At 68.5% G+C, this 23,046-nt stretch carries 26 protein-coding genes and 1 tRNA gene; 7 read left to right on the top strand and 20 right to left on the bottom strand.

The genetic code is table 11. The features are described 5' to 3' along the window. Positions 1-100: 100 nt before the first annotated feature. The 3 genes from JK364_RS10055 to JK364_RS10045 form a co-directional block, all read right to left on the bottom strand. The gene (locus JK364_RS10055) at positions 101-982 is read right to left on the bottom strand and encodes an SDR family NAD(P)-dependent oxidoreductase (protein WP_201849726.1); all 882 of its coding nucleotides are present in this window, start codon (positions 980-982) and stop codon (positions 101-103) included. Positions 983-1,145: 163 nt separating this feature from the next. Further along, positions 1,146-1,724 (bottom strand): TetR/AcrR family transcriptional regulator, encoded by a 579-nt coding sequence (locus tag JK364_RS10050; protein ID WP_307841211.1) that lies wholly within the window; start codon positions 1,722-1,724, stop codon positions 1,146-1,148. Between the two features lie 260 nt (positions 1,725-1,984). Next, positions 1,985-3,157: an epoxide hydrolase family protein gene (locus JK364_RS10045; protein ID WP_201849722.1), complete on the bottom strand. Its 1,173-nt coding sequence runs from the start codon at positions 3,155-3,157 to the stop codon at positions 1,985-1,987. Positions 3,158-3,259: 102 nt separating this feature from the next. Here JK364_RS10045 and JK364_RS10040 point away from each other — a divergent pair, with 102 nt between their 5' ends. Then, on the top strand, positions 3,260-3,835 hold the full coding sequence (locus JK364_RS10040; RefSeq protein WP_201849720.1) for a CGNR zinc finger domain-containing protein: 576 nt from the start codon (positions 3,260-3,262) through the stop codon (positions 3,833-3,835). A 28-nt stretch (positions 3,836-3,863) separates the two neighbouring features. On the opposite strand, the gene JK364_RS10035 is transcribed toward JK364_RS10040, so the two are convergent. Next, complete coding sequence (locus tag JK364_RS10035) at positions 3,864-4,457, bottom strand: dihydrofolate reductase family protein (RefSeq protein WP_201849719.1); 594 nt, start codon at positions 4,455-4,457, stop codon at positions 3,864-3,866. Between the two features lie 71 nt (positions 4,458-4,528). Here JK364_RS10035 and JK364_RS10030 point away from each other — a divergent pair, with 71 nt between their 5' ends. After that, entirely contained in the window at positions 4,529-5,107 is a 579-nt protein-coding gene (locus tag JK364_RS10030) for a TetR/AcrR family transcriptional regulator (protein ID WP_201849718.1), read from the top strand. A gap of 32 nt (positions 5,108-5,139) precedes the next feature. Here JK364_RS10030 and JK364_RS10025 read toward each other — a convergent pair whose 3' ends face one another. Genes JK364_RS10025 through JK364_RS10010 form a run of 4 tightly spaced genes read right to left on the bottom strand, consistent with a single transcriptional unit; the run spans position 5,140 to position 7,865 of the window. Further along, positions 5,140-5,997 (bottom strand): isoprenyl transferase, encoded by an 858-nt coding sequence (locus JK364_RS10025; RefSeq protein ID WP_201849717.1) that lies wholly within the window; start codon positions 5,995-5,997, stop codon positions 5,140-5,142. A gap of 39 nt (positions 5,998-6,036) precedes the next feature. Continuing rightward, positions 6,037-6,786: a DNA repair protein RecO gene (gene recO, locus JK364_RS10020; protein ID WP_201849716.1), complete on the bottom strand. Its 750-nt coding sequence runs from the start codon at positions 6,784-6,786 to the stop codon at positions 6,037-6,039. A gap of 15 nt (positions 6,787-6,801) precedes the next feature. Then, on the bottom strand, positions 6,802-6,993 hold the full coding sequence (locus JK364_RS10015; protein WP_201849715.1) for a DUF397 domain-containing protein: 192 nt from the start codon (positions 6,991-6,993) through the stop codon (positions 6,802-6,804). Between the two features lie 20 nt (positions 6,994-7,013). Next, on the bottom strand, positions 7,014-7,865 hold the full coding sequence (locus tag JK364_RS10010; RefSeq protein ID WP_201849714.1) for a helix-turn-helix domain-containing protein: 852 nt from the start codon (positions 7,863-7,865) through the stop codon (positions 7,014-7,016). Between the two features lie 142 nt (positions 7,866-8,007). On the opposite strand from JK364_RS10010, the gene JK364_RS10005 reads away from it, so the two are divergent. Then, entirely contained in the window at positions 8,008-8,427 is a 420-nt protein-coding gene (locus JK364_RS10005; protein ID WP_201849712.1) for an ATP-binding protein, read from the top strand. A gap of 33 nt (positions 8,428-8,460) precedes the next feature. Here JK364_RS10005 and JK364_RS10000 read toward each other — a convergent pair whose 3' ends face one another. Beyond that, positions 8,461-9,126, bottom strand: a complete 666-nt coding sequence (locus tag JK364_RS10000; protein ID WP_201849710.1) for a TetR/AcrR family transcriptional regulator — start codon at positions 9,124-9,126, stop codon at positions 8,461-8,463. 100 nt (positions 9,127-9,226) lie between these two features. On the opposite strand from JK364_RS10000, the gene JK364_RS09995 reads away from it, so the two are divergent. Further along, entirely contained in the window at positions 9,227-10,150 is a 924-nt protein-coding gene (locus tag JK364_RS09995) for an SDR family NAD(P)-dependent oxidoreductase (protein WP_201849708.1), read from the top strand. Between the two features lie 91 nt (positions 10,151-10,241). Here the strand turns inward: JK364_RS09995 and JK364_RS09990 are convergent. The 7 genes from JK364_RS09990 to JK364_RS09960 all read right to left on the bottom strand — a co-directional run bounded on the left by JK364_RS09990 (position 10,242) and on the right by JK364_RS09960 (position 15,268). Next, a tRNA-Asn gene (locus JK364_RS09990) sits at positions 10,242-10,314 on the bottom strand. Then, complete coding sequence (locus JK364_RS09985) at positions 10,277-10,675, bottom strand: transposase family protein (RefSeq protein WP_201849857.1); 399 nt, start codon at positions 10,673-10,675, stop codon at positions 10,277-10,279. Before JK364_RS09985 ends, JK364_RS09990 begins: the two co-directional genes overlap by 38 nt. 297 nt (positions 10,676-10,972) lie before the next feature. Continuing rightward, positions 10,973-12,655: a tetratricopeptide repeat protein gene (locus JK364_RS57500; RefSeq protein ID WP_307841209.1), complete on the bottom strand. Its 1,683-nt coding sequence runs from the start codon at positions 12,653-12,655 to the stop codon at positions 10,973-10,975. Between the two features lie 184 nt (positions 12,656-12,839). Further along, positions 12,840-13,463 (bottom strand): DUF6879 family protein, encoded by a 624-nt coding sequence (locus tag JK364_RS09975; RefSeq protein ID WP_201849706.1) that lies wholly within the window; start codon positions 13,461-13,463, stop codon positions 12,840-12,842. Beyond that, a complete protein-coding gene (locus JK364_RS09970; protein ID WP_201849704.1) occupies positions 13,456-13,725 on the bottom strand; it encodes a hypothetical protein in 270 nt (89 codons plus the stop codon). Before JK364_RS09970 ends, JK364_RS09975 begins: the two co-directional genes overlap by 8 nt. Before the next feature lie 182 nt (positions 13,726-13,907). Beyond that, positions 13,908-14,375, bottom strand: coding sequence for an ABA4-like family protein (locus JK364_RS09965; RefSeq protein ID WP_201849703.1), 468 nt, complete (start codon positions 14,373-14,375; stop codon positions 13,908-13,910). Next, the gene (locus JK364_RS09960; protein WP_201849701.1) at positions 14,372-15,268 is read right to left on the bottom strand and encodes a hypothetical protein; all 897 of its coding nucleotides are present in this window, start codon (positions 15,266-15,268) and stop codon (positions 14,372-14,374) included. The genes JK364_RS09965 and JK364_RS09960 overlap by 4 nt, the downstream gene beginning before the upstream one ends. Here JK364_RS09960 and JK364_RS09955 point away from each other — a divergent pair. Further along, a complete protein-coding gene (locus tag JK364_RS09955; RefSeq protein ID WP_201849867.1) occupies positions 15,249-15,488 on the top strand; it encodes a hypothetical protein in 240 nt (79 codons plus the stop codon). The genes JK364_RS09960 and JK364_RS09955 overlap by 20 nt on opposite strands. Positions 15,489-15,495: 7 nt before the next feature. Further along, positions 15,496-16,152: a MerR family transcriptional regulator gene (locus tag JK364_RS09950; RefSeq protein ID WP_201849699.1), complete on the top strand. Its 657-nt coding sequence runs from the start codon at positions 15,496-15,498 to the stop codon at positions 16,150-16,152. Between the two features lie 155 nt (positions 16,153-16,307). Here JK364_RS09950 and JK364_RS09945 read toward each other — a convergent pair whose 3' ends face one another. Beyond that, on the bottom strand, positions 16,308-19,316 hold the full coding sequence (locus JK364_RS09945; RefSeq protein WP_201849698.1) for a PQQ-dependent sugar dehydrogenase: 3,009 nt from the start codon (positions 19,314-19,316) through the stop codon (positions 16,308-16,310). A gap of 382 nt (positions 19,317-19,698) precedes the next feature. Here JK364_RS09945 and JK364_RS09940 point away from each other — a divergent pair, with 382 nt between their 5' ends. Then, positions 19,699-19,902: a hypothetical protein gene (locus tag JK364_RS09940; protein ID WP_201849696.1), complete on the top strand. Its 204-nt coding sequence runs from the start codon at positions 19,699-19,701 to the stop codon at positions 19,900-19,902. A 35-nt stretch (positions 19,903-19,937) separates the two neighbouring features. On the opposite strand, the gene JK364_RS09935 is transcribed toward JK364_RS09940, so the two are convergent. From JK364_RS09935 to JK364_RS09925, 3 genes are all read right to left on the bottom strand, one after another. Beyond that, positions 19,938-20,987 (bottom strand): methyltransferase, encoded by a 1,050-nt coding sequence (locus JK364_RS09935; RefSeq protein ID WP_201849694.1) that lies wholly within the window; start codon positions 20,985-20,987, stop codon positions 19,938-19,940. Positions 20,988-21,196: 209 nt separating this feature from the next. Beyond that, positions 21,197-21,937, bottom strand: coding sequence for a class I SAM-dependent methyltransferase (locus JK364_RS09930; protein ID WP_201849692.1), 741 nt, complete (start codon positions 21,935-21,937; stop codon positions 21,197-21,199). Between the two features lie 360 nt (positions 21,938-22,297). Further along, a complete protein-coding gene (locus JK364_RS09925) occupies positions 22,298-22,885 on the bottom strand; it encodes a DUF1062 domain-containing protein (protein ID WP_201849690.1) in 588 nt (195 codons plus the stop codon). Positions 22,886-23,046: the final 161 nt, after the last annotated feature.

Genomic DNA, 23,046 nt, shown 5'->3' with positions numbered 1-23,046 from the left:
CATACAAAGCTTCCAGGCTAGGGCGGCAACTCTCACGGACCGTTCAATGTGGCCTCTACAGCGAGTAAAGAGTGCCAACCCGGAACGGCTCAGGGCACGATCAGCGATCGTCGCCAACGGGTGCCAGCTGTCGGCTGAGCTTGAGCACCTCGCTGACCGTCCGGGGGTCGGTGCTTCCGCGGTAGGCGGGGACGGGGGTGGCCTGGGGGCCGATGAGCAGGCCGGTACGGCCGTCGAGTGAGGCGTCGGTCGCGGCGACGATGGGCGACCGGGCGGCCAGGGCCGCGGGTCCGGCGGTGGCGCGTTCGAAGGCCCGCCGGACCAGCGGCCACAGCAGGCGCAGCGCCGGGGAGACGATCTTCGGTGAGCGCATGGTGCCGTTGGTCATGTCGGTCGCGGCGCCGCCGGGGTCGGCCGCGAAAACCGTGACACCGCTGCCGCGCAGGCGTTCCGCCAGGTCCAGGGTGTAGGCGAGGTTGGCGAGCTTGGCCCGGCCGTACCAGTGGAAGCCGTAGTAGCCACCCGGCGGTTCGACGGCGTCGAAGGTGCGCTTGGCGACGCGTATCGCGCCGGAGCTGACGTTCACGATCCGGCTCGGCCCGCCCGCTTTGAGCTGATCGAGGAGCAGTTCGGTCAGCAGATACGGCGAGAGGTGGTTGACGGCGAACGTCGCCTCGATCCCGTCGACGGTCCGCTGCCGGTCGGCGAACATCGCACCCACGTTGTTGACCAGGGCCTTCAGCGGGCCCTCGGCCGCGAGTCGGGCGGCGAGCGCGCGGACATCGGCGAGGGACGCGAGGTCGGCCGCCGTGAAGTGCGGCTCGCCGCCGGTGGCGACCGCGGCGATCCGCTCGACCGCGCGGGCGCCGCGCTCCGCGTCGCGGCCCACCACGGTGACGGCGAACCCGCGCGCCGCCAGCCCCATCGCGGTCTCCAGACCGATCCCCCCGGTCCCCGCCGTCACGACCGCCCGCTGCTCCATGGCTCCGCCCTCCGCCGACTCGCCACCCATAATCGGATAGCTATCCGTTTCGATGGAGGCACGCTAGCACAACCGGATACCTATCCGGTTGATGGTGGAGTGCTGCCGGACCGGCCGTGCTGCCGGACCGGCCGTGCTGCCGCACCGGCCTGAACCGCCGCTGTCAGCGCGGGGGACGCAGGCCCTCGATGAGGACGCCCAGGTAGACCTCGGCGCGCTTCGGGTCGCTGTCGCCGGAACGTATGGCGTGTTCGATACCGCAGAGCAGACGGCGCACGTCGTCGGCCTCGACATCACGCCGGATGGCCCCGTCCCGGCGAGCACGGTCGAGCAACCGCCCGACGGCCCCGTCGAGCTCGGCCTTCAGCTCCGCGGTCTGTGTGTCGGCATCGCTGGCGGATTCGAGAACGGCGGCGAAGCCGCTGTCGTCCGACGCCTCAAGGAGGGCAAACCGCAGCAGGCGGTGCAGCCCCGCGAGGGCGTCCTCGTCCGCGGCCGCGGCCTGGGCCTCGTCGACCAGCCCCTGAAAGCGCTCGGTCGACAGCGCCTCCCACAGCGCGTGGCGATTGGGGAAATGCCGATAGACGGTCCCCACGCCCACCCCGGCGAGCCGGGCGATGGCATTCAGCTGAAGCGAGTCATCACCGGCGGCCAACTGCTCACGGGCGACCCGCAACACCCGAGCACGATTCCGCGCCGCATCCGCCCGCAGCGCCTGCCCCTGCTCGCCCCTCGGTGTCACGCGTGCTCGCCCTTCGGTGTCACGCGCCCAGCATAAGCCGCCGCCGATCACCGGCGTCCCGGACTCCATCACCAGGCGGTGATCGAGTGCCGGGTCGCCTAAGCAGGTCGGAGGAAGTTCGCTACGGTTCGGGCAGCGCCCCGAAGGGGCGCGGGGCTGCGTCGATGTGCGGCTCCGCCGCGTGGGCGCGACCAGCCACGACGGCGCCGCAGTCGGCCGACGCCCCATCGCGGCACTTCCCGCGGAGCGCTTAGCCGCGTTCACCGATGAGCGGCCAGCACTGCCGCGAGGCCCTCTTGCAGGTCCTTGACGAAATACTCGGGAACCTCCAGCGACGGGAAATGTCCCCCGCTTTCGGGCTCGCTCCATCGGACGATCCGCCGGTACCGCTCCTGCGCCCAGGGGCGCGGACACTTCTCCACGTCGCGGGGATACGCGGTGATCGCCGACGGGACAACGACCCGAAGTTCCGGGTCCAGCGAGTTGTGGCTTTCGTAGTAGATGCGGGCCGCCGATGCGCCGGTCCGCGTCAGCCAATACAGGGTGACGTCGTCAAGAATTCTGTCTCTGGAAATCGTCTCGAACGGGCTGTCCTCGGTGTCCGACCATTCGGCGAACTTGTCGAGGATCCAGGCAAGAAGCCCGACCGGTGAGTCGACGAGCGAGTAGCCGACGGTCTGCGGCCGGGTCGCCTGCTGCTTCGCGTACGCCGCGCGATGGCGCCAGAAATCGCGGGTTTCCTCGGCCCACTTCCGTTCGACCGCCGTCAGCCCGTCCGTTGTCAACCCGGGCGGCCCCTCCGCGAACGTGGTGTGGATGCCGAGAACGTGTGCCGGGAACCTGCCGCCGAGAACCGTGGTGATATTGCCGCCCCAGTCGCCGCCGTGGGCTACGAACGTGCCGTAGCCGAGCCTTCCCATCAGCTCCACCCATGCGGCCGCGATCTTTTCGGTTCCCCACCCGGTGGTGGCCGGCTTGTCGCTGTAACCAAAGCCCGGTAGCGACGGGACCACGACGTGGAACGCCGGCGCGTCCGCGTTTTTCGGATCTGCCAGCTCATCCACTACATCGATGAACCGAGCAACGCTGTCCGGCCAGCCGTGCGTCAAGATCAGAGGAGTGGCATCGGCGCGCGCGGATCGGCGGTGCAGGAAATGAATTCCCAGATCATCAATGGTCGTACGGAACTGGCCGACCCGGTTGAGGCGCTCTTCGAACGACCGCCAGTTGTACCCGGTGCGCCAGTAGTTCACGACATCGACGAGGTCGGCGAGCGGAACGCCCTGTTCCCACCGGCGAGGGTCGGGCCCGGCGCGATGGACCGTCTCGGCCTCCGGTAGCCGCGCCGCGGCCAGTCGCGCGCGCAGATCGTCGAGGTCGGCGTCGGTTGCGTGGGCTTCAAACGCTTGCACGTCGCCGGCTGGACGGGACATGAGACCTCCTGGCCATCGCGGCACCGGCTACGACTATCGCGAACCGGCTAAGACGGTTCTAGCATCCCTTCATGCCAGCGTGCAACCGGCTAAGGTGGTTCCATGCGCGCTGGATTCCCTGACTTCCGCCTCGGTACCGTGCTGGCGACCAGCTTCACGGGGACCCTGTCGGAGCGTCGCGGCAACGCCGTGGAGCGCATTCCCGTACCGCAGCGACTCGTCGACTGGCTGGCGGTGAACGGCCTCGCCGTGGACTCCTGCACCACCGCCCAGCTCGATCTCGCCCGGGAACTGAGGGAGTCGATCCACGCCGCCGCGACAGCGGCCGCGCTCCAGCACGCTCTGCCTGCGTCCGCTGTCCAGGTCATCAATGACCGCAGCGCTCAGGGGCGAGCCGCGGCGACCCTGACGCCCGAGGGCAAGCGGCGATGGCGGCTCAGCTCGGCTTCCTGCGTGGAAGATGCCCTCGGCGTGATCGCCGCCGACGCGATCAGCATCATCGCGGGCGAACGAGACGGAAAATTGGCCTTGTGCGCGTCACCGACCTGCCAAGCCGCCTTCTTCGACACCAGCCAAAGCCGCAGCCGCAGATGGTGCGACATGAACACGTGCGGGAATCGCCAGAAGAAAGCGCGCTTCAACGCCAGCCAGCGCAAAAACCCCAGATCAGCGGAGTGATCGTTACTCGCCTCAGCAGATGCCGGAGTCAGCGACGGGTGAGGTGGGTGAGGGTGACGCCGTTGGGGAAGGCCGTGCGCTCGGCGACGTCGAAGACGGTGGGATCGAAGGCGCCGTCGAAGGCGGGAATCCCGGCCCCCGCGACAACGGGGTAGTTCTTGATCACCAGTTCGTCGAGCTCCGGCAGCAGGGCGCCCGCGAGCTTGCCGCCACCGCAGAGCCATACGTCCGGCCCCGCACCGTCCTCCCGCTTGAGCTCGCGCACGAGGGCGAGCGGGTCGCCCGGGACGACGGTGACGGCCGGGTCGGTGTCGGGCTCGAGGGTGCTGGACACCACGTACTGGCGCAGATGGGCGTATGGGCTGGTGATCCCCGCGTCGAGGGCGGGGCGGTACGCGCCGAGGCCCATGACGACGGTGTCGAAGTGGCGGTTCGGCGCGTCGGCCAGGCCGATCGCGGCGCGGTAGGCGGTCGGGACCGTCTCGGGGAACAGCGTGTTGGTCCAGTTCGAGTAGGCGGCGGACTGCCGTTCGTCGCCGACTGGGAAGAAGTCGTACTCGCCGCCGGGGCCGGCGATGCGGCCATCGAGCGTGACGGCGACGTAGTACACGAGCTTTCGCATCTTTAGCCGCTCCAAACGTAGTACTCTGCTTGTAGTGGTTGGAACGTAGTACTACGGCTGGAGTGGTGTCAATGGTGAGAAGGAACGACCAGCGGCGCGCCGCCCTCGTGGACGCCGCGATCGAGGTGCTGGCCAGGGAAGGAGCGCGCGGCCTGACCTTCCGCGCGGTGGACGCCGAGGCCGCCGTACCCGCCGGGACCGCGTCCAACTACTTCGGCAGCCGCGACGACGTACTCACCCAGGCCGGCGCCCGCGTCTATGAACGGCTCCAGCCCGACGAGGCCACGATCGCCCGCCAGCGGGCGGCGGGCCGCGACCGGGAGACCTACGCGGAGCTGATGCGTGAGCTCGTCAGCCGCGTCGCCTCATTCCGCACCGGCTATCTGGCCCTGCTGGAACTCCGCCTCGAGGCCACCCGCCGGCCCGAACTGCGCAAGGTCCTCACCGAGCGGGTCCGGGCCGACCTCGACGCCAACGTCGCGTACCACGAGGAGTCGGGCCTCCCCGGCGACGCCACGGCCGTCAAGCTGCTCGTGCTGGCCCTGAACTGGCTGATCGTCGAGCAGCTCACCCTGCCGGACGTGTTCACGGAGGCGGAGCGGGATCAGCTGGTGGCGGCGGCGGTGGAGCGCATCGTGGCGGCGGAGTAAGAGGGGCGCGTCCCGGGCCGCGCGCCTACCGCTTACGCGGAGTGGGAGTCCTGCTGGGAGTCCCCCTGGGCGTCCTTCTTCAACTGATCCTCGTTGGGGATCGCCCCGCCGAAGCGGCGGTCCCGCGAGGCGTACTCCAGGCATGCCCGCCACAGGTCGCGGCGGTCGAAGTCCGGCCACAGCACGTCCTGGTACACCATCTCGGCGTACGCGCTCTGCCAGATCAGGTAGTTGGACGTCCGCTGCTCGCCGGACGGGCGCAGGAAGAGATCCACATCCGGCATGTCCGGGTAGTAGAGGTACTTCGCGAACGTCTTCTCGTTCACCTTCGACGGATCGAGGCGGCCCGCCCGGACATCCTCCGCCAGCGCCTTCGCCGCGTCCGCGATCTCCGCACGGCCGCCGTAGTTCATGCAGAAGTACATCGTCATGGCGTCGTTGTTCTTGGTCTGCTCCTGGGCGACCTGGAGCTCCTGCGCCACCGACTTCCACAGCTTCGGCATCCGGCCCGCCCAGCGGATCCGGACGCCCATCGCGTCCATCTCGTCGCGGCGGCGGCGGATGACATCGCGGTTGAAGTTCATCAGGAAGCGCACCTCGTCGGGCGAGCGCTTCCAGTTCTCGGTCGAGAAGGCGTAGAGGGAGAGGTTCTTGACGCCCATCTCGAGGCAGCCCTTGAGCACGTCCATCACGACGGCCTCGCCGACCTTGTGCCCCTCGGTGCGCGGCAGCCCGCGCTCCTTGGCCCAGCGGCCGTTCCCGTCCATCACGCACGCCACGTGGTTCGGCACCAGCTCACCGGGGATCTTCGGCGGCCGGGCGCCGGACGGATGCGGTTCCGGGATCCGGTACTCGCGCCGCTGTCGGCCCAGAAACCCGCGTCCTGCCATGCCTGCCACGTCTCCCTCAGCTCTTGCTTGCTCTCTGTACTACTTCTCTACGTACCGCAGCGACCGAAGTCCCCGCTCCAGGTGCCAGTGCAAATACGCCGCCACGAGCCCGCTGCCCTCCCGGGCATGCCGCGACTCGCACGCGTCCGCCGTCTCCCAGTCCCCGGTCAGCAGCGCGCCCAGCAGCGTCAGCGACTCCGCCGAGGGTACGACGCTTCCGGGCACCCGGCACTCTCCGCAGATGACCCCGCCCGCGCCGACCGAGAAGAACCGGTTCGGACCGGGCATCCCGCACTTGGCGCAGTTGTCGAAACTCGGTGCGTAGCCGTTCACGGCGAGGGAACGGAGCAGAAACGCGTCCAGGATGAGATGCGGCTCATGATCCCCGGCGGCGAGGGTGCGCAGCGCGCCGACGAGCAGCAGATACTGCTGTACGGCGGGTTCGCCCTCGTGGTCGGTGAACCGCTCGGCCGTCTCCAGCATGGCCGTACCGGCGGTGTAGCGGGCGTAGTCGGTGACGATCGACCCACCGTACGGAGCGATGGTTTCACTCTGCGTGCAGAGCGGCAGCCCGCGCCCGATCAGCTCGCCGCCACCGCGCGAGAAGAACTGCACGTCAACGTGACTGAACGGTTCGAGCCGCGCCCCGAACTTCGACTTCGTCCGCCGCACGCCCCGCGCGACGGCGCGGACGCGGCCGTTGTTACGGGTGAGCAGGGTGATGATCCGGTCCGCCTCACCCAGCTTCTGGGTGCGCAGCACGATGCCGTCGTCGCGGAACAGACTCATGGCGCCCATTGTCCCCTAGCGGGACAGCTGATCGAACCGCCCGTCCCGGACGGCCCGGGTAAGCGCCCGGAGCGCGGCGGGGGTCGTGGTGATCACGGTCTGCGGTTCGTCGCTCTCGCGGAGGAGTATGGCGCCCGGCGTGCGGCCGAGTTCCACACAGTTGTGCTCGGCATCCTCTCCGGAGTACGAGGACTTCCGCCAGTGCATGTCGGGGCATCTCCTGTGGGTCAGAGTTGCTGTGCTATCTCGCGGATGAGGTCGCTCGTGGCCTCTGGCGTAAGGGCCAAGGCTTCCATCTGGTCCAAGATACCGCCGTAGCGTTCGAGGTGCGCTTCCGTATCGAGGAAGGCAGCGCCCGAGGGCGTATCGGCCTGCACGGTGTCCAGTTGCCGGACCGGCCCGAATGCGTAGAGCGTGCTCATGCCTGGGCTTGAGAACCCGCCCGCCGAGAACGGAACCACGCGCACGGTCACGTTGCTCCGCTGCGACGACTCGATCAGCTGCTCCAACTGTGCCCGCATCACCTTCGGCCCGCCGAACTCCATTCTCAGCGCGGCCTCATGGACGAGGAAGGTGCACTCCGGCGGAGTGTCCCTGTCCAGTACGTCCCGGCGCCTGAGTCGGTAGGAAATGCTGGCCCGCAACTGCGTCGGCGTGGGGTTGGACGTGGCGGTGGAGAACACGGCCTTCGCGTAATCCTCTGTCTGGAGCAGGCCCGGCACATGCATGATCTGCGCCGAACGCATGGCCACCGCGTGATGTTCGAGCTCGGCCAAGTCGAGTGCGTTCGCCGGAGTCTTGCCCCGGTAGTCCTCCCACCAGCCGCGGACGCGTTCCTCGTTCATGGCGACGAGAGCGTCGACATACGCCCTGTCCATACAGGAGTAGATGGTCGCGAGCGTTCTGATGCGGTCCTCGCTCACGCCGAAGCGCGCAGCCTCGATGTTGCTGATGCGAGTGCGGTTCACGCCGAGGAGCTGACCGGCTTCCACCACGCTCATGCCTGCCCGCTCGCGCATCTTGCGCAGCTCTGTACCGAGACGCCGCTGCCTCGCGGTCGTGGCCGTCCTCTGCCCCACGCGTTCCCCTCTCCGGTACCTGGGACGACGATCCCACACTCTAACGAGTTCCACCACAACAGTGGAACTGGTTACCCATCATGCCCTATGGTTCTCACCACAGCGTGACGAATAGGCCACGCACCGCGTTGGGAGAACCGCCATGCCCGAAGCCGCAAACCTTCCGTACGCCTACCGCCTCAGCGCCCCCAACTCCCCCAAGAGCCCGAGGGTCTGCCGCGACGCGATCGCCGCCCTCCTCCAGGCCAACGACCTGCACGACCTCGCGGACACGGCGAAACTCCTGGTCTCCGAGGCCGTGACGAACGTCAATCAGCACACCAACACCCAGCTGATCCACATCGACACCCTCGTCCGCGACCGCATCGCGACGATCGCCGTACGCGACGGCTCCCCGGACCGCCACCCGTACCCCCGCGACGCGGCGCCCGACGAGGAGGGTGGACGCGGGTTGTTCCTCATGCAGGAGCTGGCCTACGCATGGGGCGTCACCTGGGAAAACGGCCTGCGCCCCACCGGCAAGCACATCTGGTTCGAGCTACGCGACCCGCCCGCCAAATAGGGCACCGTTTTCCTTCACAGCAAACGGAAAGGTTCAGGCGCGCGGCAGCACGCCCAGGAGCGTCGAGGTGAAGGAGATCCTCAGAGCGTCACGCAACTCCATGTGGAGCACGCCGAGGGCAGGCTCGTCCGCGTAGGCGGCAAGGAGGCTGGGCGGCGGCGGGACGTACGCCGACAGGGCACCCGCTGAGACCAGGCCCATCAGGCAGAACAGCTGCGCGCTGTCGCCGAGTTCGGGCACGTGGCGGCGCACGAGCTCGGTCATGGCCGCGAGCCGCGTGAGGGAGGAGCGCTTGTGCCGCTTGACCACCTCGACCGAGACGTTGTGCTCAAGGACGCCACCCTGTGCGCCGAAGAGGTCGCACAGCACCACGCGGCCCGCCAGCGTCCGGCTGAGGATCTCGGCCAGCTGACCGGCCCGCACTTCCGGCGCCGCATGCGCCTCGATGCCCGCGGCCAGCTCGTCCGCCAGCTCGGCGAGCCAGCTCTCCAGAAAGACGTCCAGCAGTTCGAGCAGCACCGCCTCGCGTGACTCGAAGTACCGCAGGACGTTCGACTTGGCCAGGCCCACCCGCCGGCTGAGCTCATTGAGGCTCACCTCGGCCACGGGCATCTCGTCGAGCATCGCCGCCGCCGTGTCCAGGATCGCCCGGCGACGGATCTCCCGCTGCTCCTCGCTTCGCGCCCGCTGAAATGTCACGCCCTCAGCCTAGCTTAAAGACCGCCGGTCCCTTGACAGAAGACCGGCGGTCTCTTACGTTGACACTCGTAACAGACCGATGGTTCTTTAGGAGTGCGTCATGAGCGGCAACTGGACAGAGCAGCACATCCCCGATCAGCACGGCCGGGTGGCGATCGTGACCGGCGCCAACACCGGGCTGGGCTTCGAGACCGCCCGGATGCTCGCGGCGCGCGGGGCGACGGTGGTCCTGGCGGTCCGCGACGTGGAGAAGGGCAAGCAGGCAGCCGCCCGCATCACCGGCGACGTCACCGTCCAGGCCCTCGACCTGGCCTCCCTGGACTCGATCCGGTCCGCGGCGGCCGACCTGCGCACGGCCCACCCGCGCATCGACCTTCTGATCAACAACGCGGGCGTGATGTACACCCCGCGACAGACCACCGCTGACGGCTTCGAGCTGCAGTTCGGCACCAACCACCTCGGCCACTTCGCCCTGACCGGCCTGCTGCTGGACCGGCTCCTGCCCGTCCCCGGCTCCCGCGTCGTGACGGTCAGCAGCACCGGTCACCGCATCCGGGCCGCCATCCACTTCGACGACCTGCAGTGGGAGCGCTCGTACAGCCGCGTCGCCGCCTACGGCCAGGCCAAACTCGCCAATCTGATGTTCACGTACGAACTGCAGCGCCGGCTCGCACCGCACGGCACCACAGTCGCGGTGGCCGCCCATCCCGGCGTGTCCAACACCGAGCTCGCCCGCAACACGCCCGCCGCGCTTCGCGTGCCCATCACCTGGCTCGCGCCGCTGCTCACCCAGAAGGCCGAGATGGGCGCCCTGCCCACCCTGCGCGCCGCCACCGATCCGGCCGTCACCGGCGGCCAGTACTACGGCCCCGGCAACCGCGGCGAGATCCGCGGCTACCCGAAGCTGGTCGCCTCCAGCCCCGACTCCCACGACCAGGCCACCCAGCAGCGCCTGTGGACCGTCTCCGAGGAGCTCACCGGGGTGACATTCTCAGCGGTGACTCCACAGCGGAGGGATTCCTGAGTCCGAAACCGGCTTCGAATGTGCACCGCTTTGCAGGCGGTTCCCTGACCACTCGGGCATACGAGCGGGCCGCCCGGGACGACAGGCGGAGCTCCAATGCCCGGACTCGAACCGGAGCCTGGACGGTTAACACCCGTCCGCCCTGCCAATTGGGCGACATCGGATGGGAGCAGGGGCGGAATTCTCACCGATCGCTGTGGTGAGCAGATCCGGGTCCAGCGCCTGCAGCCGCCGGCGGATCATCGCTTCGGACGGTCGTCGATCAACAGCGATGCCCAGAGCCTGTGCGGTCTCGTCCGGGATGTCGGCCACCCATTCCGCGATCGCGGCATACGAGCGGTAGCCGGCCACCACGGCACACGCCGCTGCGGTCACCACCACGCTCAACCGGTGCCGGACACCCCGGCGGCCTCGCGGATCAGGCACCGAGGCGAGTGCCGCGGGCAGCCCGCCGCCGGTTTCCGGCACTGTCAGAGCCGGTGCGTCAGACAGAGACGAGATCAACGATGATGACAGCGCGGGCATGACTCACATCGGATAGATCACCGTGGCGTAGGAACCCTGATGATCTTTCGAACCGGTCATGCGGCCTGCTGCTACCAAACCCGGCGCTTCTATGCCTGTCCGGCTGGAACAGACATCACCACGACTTTGCCGGGGCCCTGGGGCTGCGCCCCACTGGCAAGCTCATCTGGTTCGAGCTGCGCGAACCGTTCACCGAATGACAGTAGCTACGCTGCGGGGTCGGCCAGACGCCTCTCGATGCGGGACCGAACGGCCACGGCCCGGGGGTCGGTGTACTCAGCCAGGTGGGATAGAGCCTCAACCCGGTGGGCGCGGGCCGCTTGGGGGGTCCTCCCTCTCCACGGCGGCGGCCAGGTGGTCGAGTTCCAAGGCGTGTTGCCACGCGTCGCCGAGCTGTCCGTGCACGGCGGCGGCCTGACGATGAAACGCGGCGGCCTCGTCATAGCGATCCATCGCCGCGTAGGTCTGCCCGGTGCCCCGCCAGGCGAGGGCTTCGCGGCTGCGGTCGCCGAGACGGCGATGGAGCGTGGCGGACCGCTGGTACGAGGTCAGCGCGTCGCCGTAGTGTCCGGCTGCACGCTGGATATCGCCCAGAGTGAGCAGCCAAAAGCCTTCCAGGACGTGACTCCTGAGGTTGAGCGCGATGTCGAGGGCCTCGTCGATCGCACGTCGTGCCGCTGCGAGCTCGCCTTGCTCCCGACAGAGCTCGGCGACGATACACAAGGCATTGCCCACGCTTCTTTCATTGTTCAGGGCTCGGTGGGCGGCGAGCGCCTGTTGGGCGGCCTCATCGGCCTCAGGCAGGCGGCCCGCGTCGAGACGGGTGCTGGCGATGTTGGACAGGGCCATAGCCGCTCTGCGGGGTTCATCCGCGTCACGGAAGAACACAGCGGCACGCTCGAAGTGGTCATCGTTCGGCTGCCGCCAGACCGGCACGCATCGGTCGATCCAGTCACTGCCTGGCGCTGATGGGTAGCGGGCAGTCCACAGCACCTCGGCCAACTGCCAGGCGAGAGTGTCGATCCCTGCCGATACGGCGGCGGGAACCAAATGGAGCAGAGTCGTGTGTTCACGGTCCGCCCAGTCCGCCGCCGCGTCGTAATCGGCGAAGACCAGGGGAGGCACGGAAGCTGTCGAGGCCGTCAGGAGGGAATGCCGCTCGGAAGGCCTGAGCCAACTCTGCGCCGCGTCAGCGGTATGCAGATACCAGGCCAGTACACGGTGCAGGGCCGCGTTCCGTTGCTCTACGGGTTCATCGCTCTGCGCCTGGCCGGTGGCGAAGGCACGCAGTAGGTCGTGGAACTGGAATCGGTCCGGTGCCGTCTGTTCGAGCAGGTGGGCGCCCACGAGGTCGTCCAGGAGTTGCCTTGTGCGGCTGAGGCTGAACTCACAGAGGGTCGCGGCCGCATGGAGACTGAACTCAGGACCCGGATGAATCCCCAGCAGGCGAAAGAGCCGCGCGGAGGATGCCGGCAGGGCGCGGTATGACCAAGCGAAGACCGAGTGGACCGCTTCTGCTTCCTCATCGATCCCGGTGCTGAGCGCGTCCCACAGCGCCGACTCGTCGCGCAAGTCAGAGATGAGATCGTCGATCCTCATATGCGGATGACTGGCGGCGCGCTCTGCCGCGATACGTAAGGCGAGTGGCAGCCGAGCGCACAGACGGGCCAGTTCAGTCAGCTTTTCCTCATCGTCTCCAGGCCGATAGCCGCTGGTGACCGCGTGCAGTAAGGCAATCGCCTCGGGTTCGGGAAGGGTACCGAGCGTCAGGCGGCGGGCCCCGTCTCGTACGGTGAGGCCGGAGAGCCGGTTGCGACTGGTCACCACTACCAGGCTGGTGCCAGTGCCGGGGAGGAGCGGCCGCACCTGGCTGACCGTGGCGGCGTTGTCGAGCAGGATCAGGACGCGTCGCTCGGCGAGCAAGGAGCGGTACAGAGCGGCGGCATCATCGACGTCCTGGGGGATTTGTTCGGCAGGCACACATCAGCCGGAAGCTGACGTGGTATGAGGCTGGCCGACTCCCCTGGCACCCGCTGGTAGAAGTTGATGCCGCCCGAGACGTTGCCGGCCTGTACGACGTCCCGGGACGACCCTGACAGGTCATTCTGAGAGCCTTGTGGGCGACTGCCCTCGTCCCCGGCCGGGGCATTGAATTCTTCTCCGCTCATGCCGCCGGGGGCGGTGGAAGATGTGCCACCGCACGCTCGAAGTAGGTCCGAATATCCTCCGCTACGACCCAAGCCTGTTTCACATAGGTCACCCAAGGCTTTACGATCTCGGGGTCGGTGAAACGGCGGGCACTCTCGAAGGCTCCGGTCTCGGTGTAGAGAATCCCATAAAGGGTGAGATTGTCGAGGATGACGAACTCGGGCAGAAGGTGATCGATCTCAGCGGCGGCGACTTCCTTCGCGGGCAGCACACGGGTGGGGTGCCCGGCTTCCGCACGGACGTGGAGCGAGTGCAGCTCCCATTGCATGTATGGCGTCAGTGGCTCTTCCACCACGCGCAAGCGATGGAACGGAGAGCCGTTCCGCCGGTCCTCTTCAGCCGCCTTTTGCGCTGCCTCGCGCTTCGTCTCGAAGAGCCGGAGCGCTTCATCCCAGTCACCTCGACGCAGCGCGTCCCGGGTGGGGCTGTCCTTCTCTTCGAAGTGCTGGAGCCGTTCCAACTTCCAGGACTCGCCGTGACGGATAGCTTTGCGTCGCGCTCGGAAGTCACTGACGTAGGCGTCGTCATCGAGTGGTTCGCCTTGTTCGGCCGGGAGCGCTGGGGCACGAAGATCAAGCATCGGGAATATCTTCCTTTGCCGCACTGAGCATCTTTCCGGGAATCACAACCAGCCGCTCGTCGGGCCCGATGGACACACCAGTCGGTAAACGTGAGGCATAGATGGCAGTGAGGTCGCGGCCGATTACGGCGATATGACCATTGTCAAGCTGCCAGATGTCCGGGCACTTTTCCTCGTCCTCAGAGTTGCCAAGCTCTGCCGCTGACTTTCCCAGACGCTTGGCGAATAACGCCGACGGGTCAGCCTCCCAAAGACGGGTCATCAATCCCTTCCGTAGCCCCAGCGTCACTGACTGTTCATCATCTTAAGGATGGCACATGAGGTGTCAGGCATGCCACGGCTGCGGCGCCGACGGGGAGGTGTCGGAGCGTGTGGTGCGCGCACCACGGAACTGGTTCCCACATCAGTCCCGTGGTGCACGACCGTCAATGTGGTGCACGACCGTCAATGACGCGGCCCACCCGACGCGGCAACCGCGAAGCCGTCGCGGGTCGCACGCCGTGAACTCCACGCGCGCAGCCCCAGGAACACCAGTAGCCCGAACGGCGACAGCAGGATCGTGAAGGCCAGCAGTGGCCCCATCAGCAGAGCCGAGATCCCAAGCCTCCTGGCCTCCCGGTACATCCACTGCCCGATCAGCAGATCCCAGGCGATGACCTGCACCCAGACGGCTCCCGCGCCGTCCGCGCGTGCCGTCAGTTCACGGAAGGCGTCAATGTCGGGTCGACTGACCGCGGCCCAGAGTTCGGGGAACGCCGGGATGGCGAGCGTGAGATAGACGAGCAGCACGGGCACCACTGTCAGCGGTGACCCGGCTATGCGGGCGGTCACACTCCACCCCGGGGCGAAGATCATGAGCAGCCACACTGGTGCGGCCAGCCAGAAGGAGAGCTCGAAGAGGAATCCGGTCATGACACAAGCCCGGCCTCATGCGCCCGAGCGCGACGGTGAGTTGGCACGCGGAGAGATCCGTACGTGCCGAGAACGGCGGCCACCAGGATCAGGCCGGCCAGCCCCAGCGTCACGCCGTCCGGATGGATCAGCGCCTGGCCCCGCAGCGCCTGCCAGAGAACCAGGGCGAAGGCGGCGGCGTACACCCCCGAGGCCAGCAGCACCAGGCGCAGCCGTACCCGGTCGTCCGCGAGACGGGCGAAGCGTGGCGCGAGGGCCGCCACCACCATGACCAGCAGCGGGAGGAGTTGCAGCGCGTGCATGCCGAAGAAGTGCGGGATCCGCAGATCGCCGCCGGTCGTCGACCAGCCGGTCAGCGGCATCGAGGGACCGCCGTCCGGCACGCCCACGCTGTGCGCGCCGACCACCTTGGAGACGCCGCGCCGCTGCCCCGGCGCGGGCTGCGTCATCAGGAATCCGACAGCGGCGCCGGCCAGCGCCAGGATAATGCCGGAGCGCAACGCCCACGCGGACGCACGGTCGGTGATCCGGGTGCGGAGCAGCACCACGGCGATCACGAGCATGCCGAGCCACAGGATGACGACCGTCACCGCCATCGCGTTGAACAGTGCCTCGTCGAAGGGCGTCTCACGGTTGAAGTGGCTGCGCCTCCCGCGTGCCGCCTGCCCGGTGATGATCGCCATCTCGACGAGAGACGCCGCCGACACAACGGTCCCGGCCCACCAGCCCACACGTCGGCCACGGGTGAGTAGTGACAGTGCCCAGGCCAGAGAGAGGCAGTAGGCCACGAATGAGACCGAGAACTTGAAAGGTTTGGACCAGACCGGCGCACCCGCCACAACGCGGTCGTCGACGACGAGCCCCACACTGGATATGACCGCCATGATCGCCATCGCCGCCGAGAACATCACCAGTGGTCGGTGCCATGACCGCCATGGAACCGACCCCCACGACGACGACGGCCACGAAGACGGACGCAATGAAGGCACAGCTATCCCTCCCGAGAGTAAAACAGATAGCGGCACTATCCGCTATCCGATAGCGCCAGTATCTATCATGGGAGGCGACTGGCAAGGGCCGGCGCGGGTGGGCACGACGGAGGACGAGGAGTGAACCGACAGTGCGCGTCAGGGAGTTGAGTCGCCGAACCGGGGTGTCGGTGCCGACCATCAAGTACTACGTTCGCGAAGGACTGCTGCCCCCGGGCGAGCTGACCAGCCCGAATCAGGCGACTTACGATGAGACGCACGAGCGTCGGCTACAGCTGATCCGTGCACTGCTCGATGTGGGCGGCTTGAAGCTGGCCGAAATCACGGAGGTTCTGGCGGCCGTCGACGATCCGGCGCGTCCCCTGCACAAGGTGCTCGGCGCCGCCGCGGATCGCCTCGGCACCGCACGCAGCGAGCACGACGACGCAGCGTCCGCGGTCGCGCATGCCGCCGTCGCAGACCTCATCTCCAGGCGGGGATGGCCGGCGGGTGAGTCAGATCCCGCCGCGGCCGACCTGGCAAAGGCCCTCGCCGCGATGGACCGGTTGGGACACGGAGCGTTCATCGAAGTGCTCGAGGACTACGCGGACGCCGCCGAGCAGGTCGCCCGCGCCGATCTCGCGTACGTGGGCCGGCTGGCGGCGGTCGAAAACATGGTGGAGGGTGTGGTGGTCGGAACCGTTCTGGGCGAGGCGGTGTTCAGCGCGTTGCGGCGGCTCGCCCATGCGGACGCCTCGGCGAAGCTGCCCGGCACGGACAAGCCGCCTGAGCGCGGGACAACAGCCTGAGGGTCTCCTGTGGGGCGCGCCGCCCACCCCGGAGGACGCCCATGCCGGACGTCGGCACGCTCATGGTGCGCGCGAGCGCTCCTATGTGAGTGGGGTGGCCGGAGAGGACCGGATCGCGTCGGGCCCCTCCGGCCACCCCTACGTCACCGCAACAGCTACGTGCTCGCGTTCGAGTTGCCGCGCAGCGCCACCTTCGCCGTGCTCGCGTTCTTGATCGCCGTTTCGATCTGGGCCATCGACGAGCCGGAGTCGATCCCGGGCACGGTCGCCGTGTTCAGCGCGTAGAGCGTGAACGTGTACGGATGCGTCGAACCGCCGGGGCAGGGCCCGAAGTACTGCTGGGCGTTGGCGCCGCTGCCCATGGCCTTCTGCTTGGCGCCACCCTGGCCCGGGACGTTGAAGCCGGACCCCAGCGCCTCGGGCAGTGACAGCTTGGCCGCCGGGAGGTCCCAGATCGCCCAGTGGAGCTTGTTGCCGCCGTTCGCGACATCGGCGAAGACGATGGCCCAGCCGCGCGCGCCGGTGGTTCCGGCGCCCCAGGCCAGCGGGGGCGAGGGGTCCTGGCCGACCGTTCCGTCCCCGGCACAGGTGTGGCGTGCCGGGATGGTCGCGTTGTCGTTGAAGGCTCCGCTGCTGAGCTTGAAGTCACCGGCCGTGCCGTCGTCCGAGTAGACGATGTCGATCCGCAGGATGCGGTCGTTGCCGTCCGTGCCGTCCTTGTCGGTGGAGGTGGTGAGCCAGATGTCGCCGTCGTGGTCGACCTCGACCGTACGCAGCCGGTCGTAGGTGCCCTGGAAGTACGTCTTCTGCTCGACGAGGTTCGACGAGGAGTCGATCCGCATCCGGTAGACGCGCTTCCCCACGGTGGTGGCGACGAAGACATGGTCATTGATGATCGTCAGCCCGCTGGGCGAGGCCGAGGAGGTCGGCCAGGTCTTCTTCGGCGCGATGTAGCCGGAGCCGGAGCAGTCGCCCTCGGTGCCCTCGCAGTTGGGCCAGCCGTAGTTGCCGCCCTTCTGGATGAGGTTGACCTCGTCCATGACGCTGTTGCCGAACTCGGACTCCCACAGGCGGCCCTTGGAGTCGAAGTCCAGGCCCTGCGGATTGCGGTGGCCGAGGGACCAGACGGCGTTGCCGAAGGGGTTGTCGGACGGGATCGAGCCGTCGGGGTTGATCCTGAGGATCTTGCCGTTGAGCGAGTTCCGGTCCTGGGCCCGCGACTCGGTCTGGGCGTCGCCCATGGAGGCGTACAGCTTGCCGTCAGGGCCGAAGCGCAGCCGTCCGCCGTTGTGGTAGCGGCTCTTCTCCATGCCCTGGAGCAGCACCTTGTAGCCGCTGAGGGTGTTGTTCTCCAGCGTCATGCGGGCGATGCGGTTGCCCTCGCTGGAGGTGTGGACGAAGTAGAGGTAGTGGTCGGTGGTGAAGGTCGGGGAGACCTCGAGGCCCAGCAGGCCGCCCTCGCCGCCGGTGGTCTGGGAGTTGGGCACCTTGCCGACGAGGGTCTTGGTGCCGGACTTGGTCAGCTTGTAGACGTTGAAGGTGTTGCGCTCGGTGAAGATGCCGGTGCCGTCGGGCAGGAAGCCGAGGCCCCAGGCCACGTCCACCCCGCTCGCGATGGTGCTGACCGTGCCGGGGTCGGGGGTGCCGCCCGGCTGGGTTCCGGAGGTGGTCACCGTGATCTCGGGGGTGAAGGGGGACTTGTTGCCCTTGAGGTCGTACGCCCGGACCTTGAAGGCGTACGCGGTGTCCGGGGTCAGGCCCGCGACGCTGGTGGAGGTGGTCTCGGAGGTGCCGGAGAGGACACCGTCGCGGTAGATCTCGTAGCCGGTGACCTTGACGTTGTCGCTGGACGCGGACCAGGCCAGATCGACGGTCGTGGCCGTCTTCGACGGGGAGGTCAGGTTGGCCGGGGCGGTCGGCGGCTCGGTGTCCGGTGGCGCGGGCAGGGTCGCGATGGTGACGGCGTTGGAGGCCTCCGAGGCGTTCCCGGCCGCGTCCCGCGCGAAGACGGTCCAGTCGTACGAGGTCTCGGGGTCGAGGTTCTCGACGGTCGCCGCGAGGACGTCCGCGCCGACCTTCTTCATCAACTGGCCGTGCTGATAGATGTCGTAGCCGGTGACACCCACGTTGTCGGTGGCCGCGCCCCAGGCCAGCGAGACGGTGGTGGCCGTCGGCTCCTTGTCCTTGCGCAGATTCGCGGGGGCGGTCGGCCGCTCGGTGTCGGCGGGGCCGGTCGGGGTGACGGTCAGCTTGTCGAGGTTGGGGCCGTCGGCGCCGGAGGTGGTCGCGCGGACCGTGTTGCCACCGGCCTTGAGCGTGGCGTTCACGCTGACCGCCCGCCAGGTGGTCCAGGCGCCGGTCGCCGGGAAGGAAAGGTCGTCGGCGACGCTGCCGCCGTTGACGGCGATGTCGAGCGGGCGGTCGGCGGAGGCGCTGGCGTAGCGGAAGTCGAGCCGGGCGGGGCCGGCCTGTGCCGCGTCGACGGTGAATTCGACGTACGCGCCCGTGACGACGTCGAAGTTCACGAATCCGGTGCCGGAGTGGCCGGCGTGGTTGGACTCCACGGCGCCCTGGGAGATCTTGGCGGACTCGGCCTCGTAGTCCGTTCCGGCCGGTCCGTCGGCTGCGGTGACATCGATGTAGTCGAGGTTGGGCCCGCCCTCGGCCGCCGCCGAGGTGGTGCGGATGGTGTTGCTGCCCGCCTTGAGGGTGACCGTGGTGGTCACGGACTCCCAGTCGGTCCAGGAGCCGGTGGACGGGAACGCCAGGTCGTCCGCCGCCTGGTCGCCGTTGACGGCGATGTCCAGCGGGCGGTCGGCGGCCGTGCCGTTGGCGTAGCCGAGGCTCAGGGTGGCGCTGCCCGCGGCCGGGGCGTTCACCGTGAACTCGACGTAGGTCCCGGCCGCGTTGTCGAAGTTCACGAATCCGGAGCCGGAGTAGCCGCCGTGGTTGGACTCGGCCGCGCCCTCGGAGATGACCGCGGACTCGGCCTCGTACCGCACAGGCGCGGGGGCGGCCCTCGCGCCGGAGGGCTGGGCCGCGGCGGGCTGGGCCACAGCGGGCTGGGCCGCGCTGAGATTGGGCAGCGCGATGGTCAAGGCCGCGGTGGCCGCGGCCAGTAAGGCGCCGACCGCTCGGCGCGGTCCGCGGTGGAAGGGTGCCACAGGGATCCTCCCGCTCTCGAATGTTAGGAAAGATTCCTAACAGTTATGGGCGGCGGCGCGTCCATGTCAAGAGCGCGCACACGACGGACTGCCGAATGCGGCTTCTGGACACGCCTCGCGTGAGGGTGTCAGCGGATGCGCGGCAGCGGGTGGCCGCGCCTGAGCCCGAACCGACGGTCCCGGCCGTGCTCCAGCCTCACCGGCGGGGTGTCGGCGCCGAGCCGATCGCGACGTCGCCGCCGCGATGTCACAGCCGTGTGCCGGGTGCGATCTGTGCCGGTCACAACCCCGCGGAGGGACGGCAGTTGGCGGCTCGGCGGCGTTCTCCATTGCGCACACTGGTGGTGCGGGGCAGGTCAGCGACGAGTTGAGGGGATATGCCATGGCGGCCGGTTGCCGGGACTGTGAGACATGTACGAGGTCGTGGCTGGGGCGGCTGCTCCAGAACGCGGCGGTGGGGCTGATGCATGTGGTGACGATCGGCATCAGCTATCTGGTCAAGAAGGGGTTCAGGCGGCACTGCCCGCAGTGCAAGCACCTGCTGTCCAGGCACGCCCGCAGGGCGGACGGTTCGTTCCGGGACTAGGGTCCTTCTGGCGGATCGTCGCCGACAACGGGGCGTCAGACGGGCACGGCCTCCAGCACGGAGAGCAGGGACGCGGAAGGCGTCACCGAGACGAGCCGCAGACCGGCCCGGTCGAATACGGCCCCGAACTCGTCGGCGCTGCGCTCCCGTCCGGTCAGCAGCGCTCTCATGTTCATGTCCATCAGCGGCTCCAGACCCGGCTTGCCCACCTCGTCGACGAGGAGTTCCATCACCAGCACCCGGCCACCGGGCTCGAGCGCTTCCCGGCAGTTGCGCAGGATGCGTACGCAGGAGTCGTCGTCCCAGTCGTGGAGAACGAACTTCAGCAGGTGCAGATCGCCGGACGGCACCTGGTCGAAGAAGTCACCGCCGACGAACGTGAACCGGTCCGCGACACCGAGCTTCTCCGCCGAGGCGTCCGCGTCGGCGCCCACGCGGGGAAGGTCGAGCACCTTCCCGGTCAATCCGGGATGGCGCCGCATGAGGGTCTGGACGAGGTTTCCGCCGGCGCCGCCGACATCCACGGCGACCTCGGCGTCCTTGATGTCGATCACATCGGCCAGTCGGTGGGCCAGGTTATGTGTCATGGCGGTCATGGCGTTGGTGAAGATCTCCGCCTCGCGCGGCTGGGTGGCGAGCCAGTCGAAGACCGGCGCGCCGAGGGCGGCCCGCGCCTGGGGGGTGCCGGTGCGTATCGCGTCGGCGAGCCGTCCCCACGGCAGCCAGTGCGATTCGGTACCGCCCCACAGCGCCAGATCACGCAGGGAGCCGGGGTTGTCGGTACGCAAGGTGTCGAGCAGGGACGTGCTCTCGAACCGCTTCCCGTCCGCCGATGCGGCCAGGCCGAGCGAGGCACACGCCCGCAGGAACCGGAACGTCGAGGCGGGGTCCAGCGACTCCGCCTCGGCCACCTCGGCGGAGGTGGCGCCATCCGGGTGGAGGTGGTCGGCGATGCGCAATTCGGCCGCGGTACGCACCATCTGTGTGACCCAGTATCCCGTGAACCTCTGCATCATCCGTGCCGTGTCGTCCACGGGCGGGGTGGCGGAACCAGCCGCGACGAACGGATGCTCGAACAGTGTCATGTGATCCCCTTCGACTCCCACACGCTCGGCCGCTCGTCCACTGACGGTGCGGCCTCTCGTGGATCAAGAGGATGGGAAACCGGGTGGGGTTTGATCCGCTGACGCGGACAAAATCGCCCGCCGCCGGAGAAAATCGTCCCGCGAGGCCATGGCCGATGGTCACCAGCCGGCCCATGGCCGACGGTCACCAGCCGGCCCATGGCCGACGGTCACCAGCTGGCCGCGGCTCCGGCGGATGTCCGGCTCGCGGCCGGGAGGCTGCCCGCGGGGCGGCGCAGGTGCCAGACGTCGGCCGGGGGCAGGTTGGCCCAGACCGTGCTGCGGCCGGTGGCGTAGCGGCGGCGGTAGTCGGCCAGCACCTCTTCGGCGGCCCGGTGCCGCCGCGCCTGGTTTCGGGAGGGCAACAGGCTGCGGGCCTGCCGGGTGCCGCGGTAGGCGAAGTAGGCCAGGAGGCCGCCCGGGCGCAGCAGCTCCAGATACCGGCCCATGATCGCCTCGATCTGGTGGGGATCGAAGTTGGCGAAGGGCAGGGCCGAGATGATCGCGTCGTAACGGCGGCGTACGTCGAGTTCCTCGACGTACGCCTCGTGCACGCGTATCCGCTCGGACCGTCCGGCCAGGTGCGGGTGGGTGCGGACGAGGTCGCGCAGCCGGCCGGTGAAGCGGGGGTTGGCCTCGACGATGTCCAGGCGGCTGCCCGCCGGCAACTGGTGGATCAGGGAACGGGTGACCGACCCGGTACCGGCACCGGCCTCCAGGACGCTCAGCGGCCGCCCCGCCTGTGAGCGCACCGGTTCGGTCAACGCGTGGGCCAGCGCCCGGCCGCTGGGGGCGAGCGCCCCGGTGGTGCGCATGTCGCGGGCTGCCTCGAGGAGGAACATCCAGCCTCCGGCGGCGCGCTGTCCGAGGACGTGGTCATGCGGGGTGGGCGAGTCATCCGTGGCATGCATGGGCGCACGCTACATACCGGCTCCACGTGGGCGGATCCCTCGGCGTGTGACGGTGCCCACCCGCGCGACACGGGAGGCGACGCGGAGGGGCCGGCGCGTTACGCCCCGGCGGCCGACCTGGGCGCGTTTCGGGTGAGTTGGCGGCATGGGACGACGGGGCGGCATGTACGGACACCCCGGAGCAGTGACGCTGATCACATCCACCACCTGGGACGATGGCTCGGCCGAGGGTTACTCCTACCTCACCGTACGCACGCGGCGGCGCCGTACGCACGCGGCGGCGCCGATGGCACGGCCCCGTTCCGGGACCAGGGTCTGTCCGGCGGGTCGTGCCGGACAGACCCTGGTCCCGAGGAGGGCTCAGCGCTTGAGCGTGAAGGTGAAGTCGCCGGTGAGCTTGGCGTTCAGCCGGACCGCCGAAACGAGTTTGCCCTCCGTGATCAGCCTCTCGACCTCGGCCCGGGAAAGACCGCAGCCTTCAGCGATCAGTCGTACCGGCCGGACGGGGATCCGCGCCGTGAAGCGGACCGAGACATCGATCTTCCCCAAGCTCTCGGCTTCGCTCGAGCAGGGGAGACCCCATCCCCGGTCCAGGTGATCCGATCCGCCGGTGTCGAGGCGCCAGGCGTTGTCCCAGTCGAGGGCGACGCGATTACGGCGCCGCACGAGTGGGTCCTGGAGCAACTCGGCTGTCAGACCAAGATCGTTGTCATGCAGCCGGTCCAGCAGCTCAGGCCGTACGGAACGCACATTGATCCGCTCCAGGACCGTGAGCTTCGCCGTTTCCCCGCAAGCGGTACAGAGCACGAGAAGCCAGGCGTCGATGAGCTTGTGGTTCGCGTTGACGCGAAATTTGCCGCCGGCCCGGAAGCGCTCGGCCGCGCACGCGTGGCAACGGCGGAGAACGAACGGCAGGCAGGTGGGCATGACCACCCAGTTATTGAGCACAGAAGTACACCGGTCTCAGTGAGAAATCCGCAGCAAAAAGGAGCGCGGCGCATAGGCGCGACGCGCGACAAATCAGCGCTTGGGAGGTCTCACACGGTGTACAACGGCACGTCCTTGCCTGGACGACTTGGGTCGGCAGCAAGGTAATGGCGCGGAGCGGT

Source organism: Streptomyces endocoffeicus (assembly GCF_016741935.1).
Classification (GTDB): domain Bacteria; phylum Actinomycetota; class Actinomycetes; order Streptomycetales; family Streptomycetaceae; genus Streptomyces; species Streptomyces endocoffeicus.
This window is presented reverse-complemented; position numbering and strand designations above follow the sequence as displayed.